This is a genomic window from Nannocystis sp. (assembly GCF_016714285.1).
In the GTDB taxonomy this organism is placed as follows: domain Bacteria; phylum Myxococcota_A; class Polyangia; order Nannocystales; family Nannocystaceae; genus Nannocystis.
In genome coordinates this window covers 69176-80389 of the sequence record NZ_JADJNN010000025.1, presented here as the reverse complement: position 1 = coordinate 80389, position 11214 = coordinate 69176, and the positions used below count along the sequence as shown (strand labels likewise).

The window sequence follows — 11214 nt, the reverse complement described above, 5'->3', positions numbered from 1 at the left end:
TTGAGATAGTGGTGGTCGAGGATGCGATGAATCGGCTCCCCAGGCGAGGCTCGGGATCGCCGAGGTCGAGGATCCACCCGCTGTCCTCGCCGACCTCGCCGCGGATCCGGACCTCGATGGTATAGGAGTGGCCGTGCGGGCGGGCGCACTTGTGGCGTGGGGACCTTCGGCGGGCGATGGGCCGCCTCGAAGCCGTATACGCGGTAGATCTCCATCATGAGCGGTGCCCTGGGTGCATCATGCGAGTGCAGATCAAAAGGTCACCTTTGTGGCGGATCAGGTTCAGGAACTCCTGGCGGGTGTTCAGATTGTCCTTGAACACTCCGACCATCGACGAGGTCCCGTCCATGAGTGCGGCTTTTGTACGCCGCGCATGATCGCACGTAGGCGTGGCTGGCCTCAATCACCACCGCGACGCCTTGCGGCTGCAGCACGTCCTGGATCGCCTCGAGCGATCTGGCGGGTCAGGCGCCTGCCCCCAGTTGGCGCGCGAACATCGGCGATGCGGGCCAGCTTCGACAGGCCGAGCACCTTGCGGTCGGGCAGGTAGCCGATATGCGCGGCCGACTGAAGGGGAGCATGTGGTCTCGCACATGCAGAAGATATCGATGTCGCGGACGATCACCATCCGTCGTGGCGGACGTTGAAGATCGCCCGTTGGAGCAGGGCGGTCAGCGACTGCTCGTAGCCCCGCGTCAGGAACTGCAGCGCCTTGGCCGCGCGCAGGGGCGTTCGCTCGAGGCCCTCGCGGCCCGGGTCCCCTCGCCGATGCCGCGCAGCAGGGTCCTCACCGCGTCGACCATCGGCGCGAGGGCCTCGGCTTCGGCCGCAGCATCAGCTGCGCCCGGCTGTGAGCGCGTGGGTGTCTGGGTCATGGCCGGCTCCTCGTCGGGCCGGACGCCTAACACTGGCCCGTCGGGTCCGCCGGGCGGACCGGCATGACCGATGGCGCTTCCTCACGCGGCCGGTGGGCGGTGGATAGGCCTGCACCTCCGACCGGAGCGCCAGGCCACGGGCTTCGAAGGTCTCGAAGTTTGGGTGCGGGGACCCCTGTCGACTCCAGTGCCACTATTGTCACGCTGAGCTGTACCAGGCTCGCTTGCCTGCGTCGTGCGATTCGCGGCTGTGGGTGCGGAGCGCCGCCTTTCGCTTTCCACGGGCTGGATAGTCCGCACATTTCGGCGAGTGCGGTCTGGAACCGCACGATCACAGGGCGCGCTCGACGCCGACGGACTCAGCGGCGGGAGCGAGGCGCGGCGGTGTGTTGTCGGCGATCCACGTGTCGGTCGCAGTGATCCGATCGGTCGCGGGCCGCTACTAGCCGCACTCGTGGCGCCTACCTTGTCGCGAGCCAACGACGGAGATCGCGATGGAGCTTGGTACAAACCGAGCAGCTGGGACGATCCATTTGTGACCTCACGACAAGGGCAAGTTTGCTTATCGACAAGGCCGCGGACGCCCAAGGACGCGATCGGCGTGGCCCGGATCCTCGGAGCGATGGCAGGGTCGTCGATGCGTCCGGGAACCGTCGGCGACGGGCTCCGTGACCGCGGGCGAGGTGTGGCGAAGTGGAGCGTGACGGCGGCCGGGGACACGGTCGATTGGTCCAAAACATCGTTCGCCGAGGTCGGGAGTGGACGGAGAGGGCCGCCGGTGAACGTCGCCAGCCAACCGTCGGGGCCTCCAAGGCGTTTTTCGTCCAACGCCCTCGAGGTCGGCGCGAAGTGGGTGTGGGAGCAGCTCGCCAGTTACTTCTACAGCCCTGCCGAAGCTCGGCGGGCCTCCGATCCGAGCGCGCGAGGTCGCGGCGTACCTGCTGAGCGATCCGGTCGCGCGTGGCATCGAGTCGCTGTGTGCCACGGCTGGCTGCGTGATCACGTTCGGCGTCAAGCTCAAGGCGGTCCGCGAGCATCAACATCGGTCTCTATGTCAGCGGCGGTGGCTGGGGGTTCTTCGTCGACTCGCGCTTCGACAGCCTGCGGGTTATCTCAGGCCGTCGCTGTCCGTCCGGCGTGTCGGCGCAGGTGACGATGGTGTTCGGGCCGGTCTCGCGGGCGAGCGGGGCGCGGGCGGTCAAGCTGGGTCTCGGCCTGAAGACGAACCCGAAGGCGAAGCTCGCGGTGAGCGTCGGCGGCGTCATCCTCATGGAGGCCACGATGCCGCCGATGTTCCTCGGCGTGCGCTACGCGATGGACCGACCTCGATATCTACGGCAAGAAGAAGACGGCCGACGAGGCCGGCAAGCTGAAGTGGAAGGTCAAAGGTCCAGGCGCCGAAGCCGAACGGCGACTTCGTGACCGATGCGATCGGGGTCGTCGGTCCGGTGGCGGAGCTCGGGCGGGAGGAGCTGACTAACGGGCTGTCGGCGCGTGCGCCTGCTTCGACGCGGCCCTGCGCGCACGGCCGCCGTTGACGCCGAGCGGATCCAGGCGACGGCCCTGGCGGCGGCGATGGCGGCGCCGCAGGCCGCGCTACTACGGCTCGGGTCCGCACGCTGAAGGGGCAGACGGTGATCGGCACCAGCCAGGGGGCGCTCGGGCGCGACCTCGCCGGCGACCGCAAGACCGTGCCGCTCGTGGCCAGGTTGACAGATCCAACCGGCGTGTCGTTTTGAGGCCGTCGGCGAGCCGCCGCTGCTGGTGCGCCGACGCCAACGGGACGATGAAGTTGGTGCCCTACGACAAGCGCCAGACCTCAGGGGACGACGTTCCGCATGGTCCGTGGGCTCGCCGGCTGGGCGTCGTTCCGCGGTCGCGTCCGACGGCAAGGAGCGACAACCCGCGCTGCCTCGTCGCCACGCGTGCGCGAGGGGATCGTCACGCCGACGCCGGTGTTCTGCGCCGAGCGCTTGCTCGGCACCGAGGCGCCGACGAAGGAGGACGCGACCTTCCTCCTCGACCGGCCGAGCGATCAGCCAGAGGTCGCCGGCCCGCTGCTCCGGCCGGGCCAGTTCCTCCGCGTCGGCGAGTCGAAGCGCTCGGCAAACGGGATGTTCTCGCTGGTGCTCGCCGACAACGGGCGGCTGGCGATGCGACAGCGCACGAGCGGGCCGCTCGGCTCGCTGACCGCGTGGCTGGTCTACCAGCCGGGGCTCATTCAGGACCAGAAGCTCCCGTGGGCGTGGGCGAGCCCGCAGCCGGCGGCAGCGGCGGGCTATCACGCGATCGTCACGCAGGACGGGCGGATCGCCGTGCGCGCGGGCGCGGGCCCGGAACAGGCCGGCGCGACGTTGTGGCAGAGCGACGTCGTCGGCGCGCCCGGGCCGTGTTTCATGGCGATGCGAATCAGGGCGTGGTGACCCTGGTGCGCGGCACGCCGGAGTCGCCCGGGGAGATCGTGTGGTCGTCGGTGACCGGCGCGATCTACTGGCCGACGCGGCGGCGTCAGGTCGTGCTACGGGCGGATCGAGGGTTCGTGTCGGCGAACAACGGCGGCGGGGTCAACCCACCGGAGGCGCTGACACTGCCACCGGCGGAGCCAGTGCTGGCTGACGCGAAGCTCGTGAGCGGGTGGGAGGCGTTGGAGTTGCAGGAGCTGTGCGACGGCCACGTCGCGCTGCGGGCCCAGGGGCGCCGCTTCATCGGCGTCCAGGACGGCGGCATCGCGCTCACATGCCTGCGCGACGAGGTCGGTCCGCGCGAGCTGTTCACCCGCGAGGTGCTGGGTGATGTGAACATGCAGCCGCAGGTGATCCGCCTGCGGTCGGTCGCTACCGGTGGGTACGTCAGGGTCGGCAAGCTGCCGCTGCCGGACTTCATCAAGCTGCCGGCGCTGCTCGCAGCCGACGCGGACTCTGGGGGCGCGGCGGTGTTTCAGGTGATCGACGTCGAGCACGACTTCACCGCGCATACCGGCCGGCTCGTCCACATGGTCGCAAAGCACAGCGGCAAGGCGCTCGAGGTCCCCGGGGGGCGCCTCGACGATGGCCTCGGTGTGACGCAGGGCCGATTCTACGCCGGCGATCACCAGAAGTGGATCCTCACCCACGTGGGCGGCGGGTGGTTCACGCTGACCAATCGCCACACCGGGAGAAACGTCGATATCTACTATGCACAGGTCGCGCCCGGGGCGATCGCCCTGCAGTGGCCGGCGCATGCGGGCGACAATCAGCGCTTCTCGCTGACGCCGCTGGGCGACGGCTCCTACTCGATCACTGCCAAACACAGCGGCCTGCCGCTCGAGGTTGGGCAGGCCTCCCAGGAGAGCAGCGCGCCGGTTGTGCAGATGTCGCCGGGTGTCGGCGCCAATCAGCGCTGGACGATCTCGCTGGCCTCGTCCGCGATGAAGGCCCCCGACGCCTTCGAGCCGGTGTTGATCACCGACCTCGATCAGCTCGTGAAGTTCGAGGCGATCCGGCTCAAGTCGTGGAAGGGCGACTATCTGCGCCGTCTCGACGCGGGCGCCGGGGTCACGTCGTCGCCGACCGGTGACACGTGGCGTCTGACCCGCAACGGCGCGACGATCTGGCTCCGCTCGTCGAAGGGCGACTGTCTGCACCGCCCGAATTCGCCGCAAGGGGTCACCACGTTCTCGATGGGCATCGGCAACGTGGACCTCGAGCTGCGCGGCTCGAAGGTGCTGCTGCGCTCGTGGAAGGGCGACTACCTGCATCGCCCCGACAGCCCGTCGGGCGTGACCACCTGGTCGGCGACGATCGGCAGCGAGTGGACGGTCGAGGCGCTGATTCCGTAGTGCCAGCGGGCGGTCATCGCCCGCCGCACAGCGCCTGCTGCGGCTCGCCGCGGCCGAGGAACCGCGTCCACCGCGCTGGCGGTGAGGGAGCGTTGACCGCTCCCGGCGTCGCGGCCGGCGTTGATCGCCTCGTGCGCGGTAACGCGCAGCAAAGGGCCCGATCATATCGATCATGTCCGTGCGAGTACCAATCTTGTCGACGGCGATCCGATCAGCACTCGAGCAAGAGCACCGCCGAGGTCGGGCGAGCAAACCCGCCCTGCTTGATCCCCACGGCGATCCACGGCTCGGTCGGGTGCGCTGCGAGGCACCGCGGCGAGCCTGGCGTCGGTAGGGTCCATGCAGCCAGCAATGTGTCGCCTCGCCATAGGCGGGAGCCGCCCGCCCGCATCGACGCTCACCCACCGTTGCCCGTCGCACAGCGTGCAGATTGCGGTGACGCTGCGCGGTCAGGTCGCCCAGGTGATCGGTGGATGCGATGAATCCGGGGACGTCGGTGGCTGCACGAACGGTGCCGAGGCCCGCTCGAGCTCGTCCGCCGGCACCGCCAATCGCACCTGCGCTGGCCCATCGCCGCCCGACCAGCGGTCGAGCTCGCCGTCGAGTCCGCCGGTCAAGAAATCCTCCCTGCCCGGGCAGCGCCGCGATCGCCGTCACCCGGCGCGCATGCTCGCACCGGCACGACCTCGACTGCTCCCCCGCCGACGAACGGTGCCGAGACCAGCCCCACGGCGACCTTGCCCGACTCGCGGCGCCCGAGGTCCGCGCGCCACTCGACCAGCGCAGGCGAGCCGCCGCCGCCCGTCAGAACCCGCCCGCACCGCACGATCATTCGGCTGTGTGTCAGGTGCTGGCGGCTGTCGTCGCCCCGGCATTCCAGTCGCGGCGGCGTCTCGTGCATGGAGATGCAGTCCGCCAGAAACGCCGCGTTGTGGCGCGTGATCATCGAGCTCCCCGCCAGCTGCACGCCAGTGGCGAATGGCCGCCCGATCGTGTCCTCGCTGCGGTGCACCATCACGCTTCGATGCGCGAGCTCCAGCGCCTCGACGGCGAACAGATGCGACGGGCGATAGCTCTGCCCCGAGCCGCGGGTAGCGACCGCCAGGTAGCGGTCATCGGCCGAGAAGTACACCCCCGCGATCGATGGCGCGTTCCGCTGATTCGGGATGGTGGCGAGCAGGTCGCTCGCCGCGGTGCAGCGAAACGTCCCCGTCTCGAGCTCGGCGATCATCACTCCGCCCTCGCCGTACCAGGTGCCCCCGCCGACCGCGAGGCGCGTCCCGTCGTTCGAGAACATCACGGGAATATGGCGCCCACGGCGTCTCAAGGCTCCAGACGGTCCTCATCGCGGCCACGATCTCCACACGCCCGGGCACCTCGCCAGCGCGACGATCGGCCTCGACGCACCGGCCTGAATTAGGGCGAGATGGCTACTATTTCTGGCGCTTGGCTCGCCGGATTGCCGACCTGCAGGAGCACGCCGTTGGCGGCGAGCATGTCGACGAACCTGGGGCCGTCGACGAGTTTTAGGTTTGGCTCGCTCTGGGCGGCCTGGACGGCGGGGGCCGAGAACTCCGAGGTGGTGACGAGGAGGGCCTCGGCGTAGCGCTGGCGGCGGAAGGCGCCGAGCAGCTCGTCGACGTAGCGGCGGCCGACCGGGGCGGCGTAGCGTTTGGCCTGGACGGCGAGCTCGCTGCGGTGACCCCAGGCGTCGACGCGGCCTGCGACGACGTCGACCCCGCCGTCGAAGGGTCCGCCGCGCTGGGTGACGTCGAGGTAGCCCATCGCGCGGAGGAGGTCGGCGACGATCTTCTCGAAGTCGCCGGGGTCGACGCCCATCAACCATTGCAGCGTCTGCTGCTTGACGAGCGCGTTGTGGCGGGCGACCAGGGTCTCGATCTGCGGGGCGGGGTCGGCGAGCTCGAGGCCGCCGTTATTTTCCGGGGTGGGGCCCTGCACGTAGCGGCGCCACTTGATCAGGGTGTGGGCGCGGCGCTCGGCGGTCGAGTGCGAGAGGCCGGTGAGGACCTCGAGGCGGCGCGTCAACGTGGGGAGGTCGAGCGGCTCGCCGGCGAAGAAGGAGGCGAAGGGGCGCAGGGCGCGGGCCTGGGCGATGGCGTCGGCGAACACCAGGCGCTCGTCCGGCGAGCCCTCGGCCGAGGCGAGCAGGCGCTGGCCGAACGAGGTGACGCGCAGCTCGCCGCGCGCGTTGAACTCGACGACGCCGAGGATCACCGCGGCCTGGCGGTAATACAGGAAGTGGCGGTGGTCGACGTCGAGGAGCTCGAGCAGCGTCGCCGCGTGGTCGATGCCGTCGCGGATCGCGGCGACGAGCTGGCGGACGTTGCCGAGGCGGTCGGCCTGCGGCACGTCGAGGGTGCGGTGCAGCCGATCTACCCGCGACGAGCGGGCCTGGCGAACTCTGGCCATGTTGGAAGCTTCGCTCGAGGGCGATGGCTTCGGATACTGAATTGGTGGGCAAGATCGAGGTAGATGCGCGTCTGCGCGCATGCTGTGAATTCACGAGACTCGTGGACGGGGAGGCTCACCGCAGGATGGGCTGGTCGCCACGGCGGATCGCAGCAGGAGCTTGGTTGGCGAGAGGGCCGGCGCTGTGGTTCGTGGTCAGGCCATCGCGGGTGCGGGTGAGTCAGTGGTCGGTATGGCGGTGGCTCAGGCCCGCGGACGACGGCGGCCGGGTTCACGGGGAGATTCGAAGACGATCACCTGCCCGTTCGGCAGGCCGATCGTCCACAGCCGGATGTGCCCGCGCTCGTAGCCGGCGCGCAGTTTGGCGGGATCGCAGCAGGTGGGGAGCCACTGCAGGTGGGCGGGCAGGTGCTCGGCGAGCTGGTTGTGGATGAAGTCGTCGGCGCTGGCGAACACGCCGCGGTAGTCCTGCTCGGCGGCGTCGAGCACGGTGGGGTCCGTCGTCTTGAGCGTGAGGGCGACCAACTCGCGGAACCACAGCGGCGTGCCGGCGGGCGGCGGGGGGAGGTCGGTCTCGAGGATCTCGATGTCCGGGTCGGTGTCACTCATGGGGCCGTTCCATCGACCGGGACAGCGGAATACCGGTGGGTGGTTCTGGTGAGCTCGCCGCTTTGAGTCTGTGTGCTCATGGTGTCCTCCTGGCGGCCTCGAATTCGCCGGCCGCCGTTTCCAGTCTTTTGTACCGGAATCTTGTACCGTTTTCAAGAACGGGGGGTAAAACTTTGATTTTGGTCCATGGGTGGTAGTTCTCGCCCGTGCCCCGTCCTCCGCTGGCGCGCCAACACATCGAGAGCGTGCTCCGCGCGATCGCAGCTGGGCGACGCCAACGCGATGTCGCCAACGACGTCGGCAAATCAAAGAGCCACGTCCAGACGTGCCTCCAACGGGCTCGGCTTGATGTCGCGGAGCACACGAAGGAGCTGAGCTGGCTCAGGACGAGCGAGCACACCGCCGTAGAAGTCGCGCAGGCCTGGCTCGAGGTGTTCGCGGAGTCTTAGCCGGCATGGGACCCCGGTTTCTCACCACCATTCCCCCCCCAGATCCATCTGCGCGACGAGGAGGATCTTCGCTCAGGCCGCCCTCCGAGATCCAGTTTTCGGCGAGCGTGAGAGGGTCGGTTTCTGACGGGCGCGGTAGGACTCGCCGTCGATGACGAGGTCGTAGGCGTTGCTGGTGAATCTGTCGACGGCGGCCTGGGCTCGGACCGGATCGGCGAAGGTGGCGAGCCACTCATCCGGGCCGCGGTTGGAGGTGACGACGATCGATCCGCGTCGATGCCGTTCGGTGAGTAGCTCGTAGATGTCGCGGCTCTCGATCGCGTCCATCGCGTCGAGCCCGAAGTCGTCGATGATCAGCAGGTCGACCGCGAGCAGCTTGCGCAGCTCGGCCTCGTAGGTCGCGTCGAGCCTGGCGTGGCGCAGGGCCTTGAGCATCCGGTCGCTGCGGTGGGCGAGGACGCTGCGGCCGCGGCGGCAGGCGGCGGCTCCGAGAGCGTGGGCCAGGAAGGTCTTGCCGACGCCGACCGGGCCGACGATGGCGACGTGAGCGTGGGTCTCGAGGAAGCGCAGGGAGCACAGCTCGTTCCAGAGCTCGACGTCGTAGCGGACGTTGGCGGTCGCGTCCCAGGCCTCGAGCTGATGTGCCGGATCGAGGCGGGCGCGCTGGGATCGGAGCTGCGCCGATACGCTGTCGCGGCGAGAGACCTCGTCGGCGAGGATCGTCAGGAGGAAGTCCTGGTGGGGCATCTTCTGCTGCCTGGCGAGAGCGAGCCGCTCGGGCAGGGTGTCGAGGATCGGCCCAAGCTTGAGGCGTTTGAGGGTCTGCTTCAGATCGGTGGTGATGCTGTCCTGGTTCATGATGGTTCTCCGGTGGTGGTTGTTGTCGGCAGCGCGTAGTGCTGCGGCGGTCTCAGGAATCTTCCCGGCGGCAGCGCCCTCGGCGGCGTGGGCGTGGACGCTGGCGTGGCGGCAGCGCTCTCGAGCATGCGGCGCAGCCGCGGCACGCTGAGCATGTCGTGGGCGAGCGCGGTGACGCAGACGGCGTCGACTCGCTCGGCGCCGTAGCGCCTGGTCAGCGCGATGAGGCCCTGGACGCCGCGCATGCGGGTCCACGGCAGTGGGTGAGCGAGCAGGCGCTTCGTGAGCGCGCTGATCGACGGACCGAGCTCGTCGGCGGTCTTCTGCAGGAAGTCGATATCTCGCATGGCATAGGCTCGTTTGTGGGTGGGGTAGTCCTCGGGATCGATGTGGCGTCCGCAGGGCGGCTGCTTCGGGCAGACCTTCACGAGTTGCTCGCGGTCGTAGAAGCGGACGAAGCTGTGATCCGAGCGGGCACTCAGGACGCGGCCGATCAGCCGCGTCGGCAGCGAGTAGAGGGCGCGCTCGACCTGCGCGAAGTGATCGCGGGCGACCTTCGGCGTTGACCACTTGGGCACGTCGTAGGCCCCACTCGGCAAGGGCAGCAGCTCGGGCGCCTCGACATGCGTGAAGTGCTCGCGCGGCATGCGGCCAGTCGTGCTGTGCCGCCGCATGCCGTACTCGTCGCGGCACCAGCGTAGCGCCCGGGCATGTGCGGCAGCGAGGTCGAGCAAGCGCTCGCCGGCGAAGCAGTCGTCGCGTACGTCGCGTACGGCTCGCTCGACGCGAGGTTTGTCCTTGGGCCGACGCACACGCGTGGCATCGACGAAGAAGCCGCGCGCCTGCGCATACTCCTGAAACGTCGGGTTGATCTTGGCCTCGAGTGGATCTGCTTGCGTGACGATCGCCTTCATGTTGTCGACGACCATCGCGCGGAAGATCCCGCCATAGAAGGTCCAGGCGGCCTCGCAGGCGGCGATCGCCTCCGCGGTGGTCTCGCGGTCGATCGGGTAGACGAAGCGGTAGCGCGACACGTTCGGCGTGAAGATGAAGGCCTTCTTGCGTCGGCGTACTCCGCTGCCATCCGGTTCGGGCGCAGCACCCAGCCGGTGTCGACCTGCACTTCGTGGCCCGGCTCGCCGTCCGCGACCGGCACCGTCGCCGCCTTGCGCCCGAAGCCGAGCTCCTGCACAGCGAATCGGTGCAGTGTCGAGTACGGTATGTGCACTTGCGACCGTGCGAGGAGACGGTGGATTTTGGTCAGGCGCAGGCCGTCCCTGATGTGTGCCTCGATCGTCTTGCGCTCCGCCTCGCAGGCCCACCAAGGGTCGCCGTGGGGATGCGCCGCCGGTTGCTTGAGCGCGATGATCACCGCGCCGACGCGCTCGTCGGTCAGGCCAGAGAGACCCTCATCGCGGCGTAGCCCCTGGTGCTCGGCCGCCTCCACGTAGCGCCGTACGGTCTTCGGGTCGAGCCCGAGCTGCACCGCGATGCGCTTCTTGGGGGTCCCGCTGACCCATCGTCGTAGAACTTCCTTGATCTCGATCATCGTGACCTCGCGGTACGCCATGGACCCTCCGTGTCGGCTCGTCCGCCGACCCGGAGGTGGGTACCCGCCTCGTCACGCAGGGGGGAATGGTCCTGAGAAACTCAGTCGATCCAGGGGGGAAAGACGGTGAGAAACTCGGCCCGGCCAGGGGGGAATGGTCCTGAGAAACTGGCCGGCAGGGGGATTACTGCTGAGAACTAACAGCGAGTCCGCGCGCGTCGGGCGGGCCGCGCTGTTGCTCGGCGCGCGAGCTGTTGCTCGGCGGCCGCGGTGTTCTCGGCGCTCGAGCTGTTGCTCTGCGCGAGCTGTTACCGCCGGGTCCGCCCGGCGTCGGGGTCGGCCGCTTGGTGCGCGAGCTATTGCTCCGCGGGTCCGCGCGGCGTCGGGCTGTCCGCGGTGTTGGTCGACGCGCGAGCTGTTGCTTCGTCGGGCTGGCCGCGGTTCGACACGCGAGCTGTTGGTCCGCGGGTCTGCGCGGCTTCGGGCTAGCCGCGGTGCTCGACGCGCTCCGCGGGTCCGCGCGGCTTCGTTGGTGCCGGCGCGATCTGTCCTAAGAGGATCGCGCGAGAGGATCGCGCATTGTCGTCCTCACCGAGCAACCCCGGTCGCCGCCGTCGCTCGGCGATC

The 11214-nt window shown here is 69.1% G+C and carries 10 protein-coding genes; 2 read left to right on the top strand and 8 right to left on the bottom strand.

The features are described from left to right. Nucleotides 1–178: 6-pyruvoyl trahydropterin synthase family protein (locus IPJ59_RS38280; RefSeq protein ID WP_366524721.1), on the bottom strand; the 178-nt coding region annotated here is incomplete at its 3' end. A gap of 221 nt (nucleotides 179–399) precedes the next feature. Continuing rightward, the gene (locus IPJ59_RS38275) at nucleotides 400–555 is read right to left on the bottom strand and encodes a hypothetical protein (RefSeq protein WP_366524720.1); all 156 of its coding nucleotides are present in this window, start codon (nucleotides 553–555) and stop codon (nucleotides 400–402) included. A 2245-nt stretch (nucleotides 556–2800) separates the two neighbouring features. Between IPJ59_RS38275 and IPJ59_RS30460 the strand changes: the two genes are divergently transcribed. Then, complete coding sequence (locus tag IPJ59_RS30460) at nucleotides 2801–3298, top strand: hypothetical protein (protein ID WP_293274496.1); 498 nt, start codon at nucleotides 2801–2803, stop codon at nucleotides 3296–3298. A 377-nt stretch (nucleotides 3299–3675) separates the two neighbouring features. Next, entirely contained in the window at nucleotides 3676–4692 is a 1017-nt protein-coding gene (locus tag IPJ59_RS30455; protein ID WP_293274498.1) for an RICIN domain-containing protein, read from the top strand. A gap of 613 nt (nucleotides 4693–5305) precedes the next feature. Here IPJ59_RS30455 and IPJ59_RS30450 read toward each other — a convergent pair. From IPJ59_RS30450 to IPJ59_RS38755, 6 genes are all read right to left on the bottom strand, one after another. After that, nucleotides 5306–5923: a hypothetical protein gene (locus IPJ59_RS30450; protein WP_293274495.1), complete on the bottom strand. Its 618-nt coding sequence runs from the start codon at nucleotides 5921–5923 to the stop codon at nucleotides 5306–5308. Nucleotides 5924–6108: 185 nt separating this feature from the next. After that, complete coding sequence (locus IPJ59_RS30445; protein ID WP_293274493.1) at nucleotides 6109–7122, bottom strand: restriction endonuclease; 1014 nt, start codon at nucleotides 7120–7122, stop codon at nucleotides 6109–6111. Nucleotides 7123–7365: 243 nt separating this feature from the next. Continuing rightward, on the bottom strand, nucleotides 7366–7731 hold the full coding sequence (locus tag IPJ59_RS30440; RefSeq protein ID WP_293253100.1) for a hypothetical protein: 366 nt from the start codon (nucleotides 7729–7731) through the stop codon (nucleotides 7366–7368). A 521-nt stretch (nucleotides 7732–8252) separates the two neighbouring features. Beyond that, nucleotides 8253–9038 (bottom strand): IS21-like element helper ATPase IstB, encoded by a 786-nt coding sequence (istB, locus tag IPJ59_RS30435; protein WP_293257497.1) that lies wholly within the window; start codon nucleotides 9036–9038, stop codon nucleotides 8253–8255. Beyond that, entirely contained in the window at nucleotides 9035–9685 is a 651-nt protein-coding gene (locus IPJ59_RS38760) for a Mu transposase domain-containing protein (protein ID WP_463673382.1), read from the bottom strand. Before IPJ59_RS38760 ends, istB begins: the two co-directional genes overlap by 4 nt. 263 nt (nucleotides 9686–9948) lie before the next feature. Continuing rightward, nucleotides 9949–10587, bottom strand: a complete 639-nt coding sequence (locus IPJ59_RS38755) for a hypothetical protein (protein WP_463673381.1) — start codon at nucleotides 10585–10587, stop codon at nucleotides 9949–9951. Nucleotides 10588–11214: the final 627 nt, after the last annotated feature.

Bases quoted from the DNA above. Each gene is read 5' to 3' on its own strand.
- IPJ59_RS38755 (WP_463673381.1), bottom strand. From the start codon at position 10,587: ATGATCGAGATCAAGGAAGTTCTACGACGATGGGTCAGCGGGACCCCC.
- IPJ59_RS30440 (WP_293253100.1), bottom strand. From the start codon at position 7,731: ATGAGTGACACCGACCCGGACATCGAGATCCTCGAGACCGACCTCCCC.
- IPJ59_RS30450 (WP_293274495.1), bottom strand. From the start codon at position 5,923: ATGATCGCCGAGCTCGAGACGGGGACGTTTCGCTGCACCGCGGCGAGC.
- istB (WP_293257497.1), bottom strand. From the start codon at position 9,038: ATGAACCAGGACAGCATCACCACCGATCTGAAGCAGACCCTCAAACGC.
- IPJ59_RS30455 (WP_293274498.1), top strand. From the start codon at position 3,676: ATGCAGCCGCAGGTGATCCGCCTGCGGTCGGTCGCTACCGGTGGGTAC.
- IPJ59_RS38760 (WP_463673382.1), bottom strand. From the start codon at position 9,685: ATGCCGCGCGAGCACTTCACGCATGTCGAGGCGCCCGAGCTGCTGCCC.
- IPJ59_RS30445 (WP_293274493.1), bottom strand. From the start codon at position 7,122: ATGGCCAGAGTTCGCCAGGCCCGCTCGTCGCGGGTAGATCGGCTGCAC.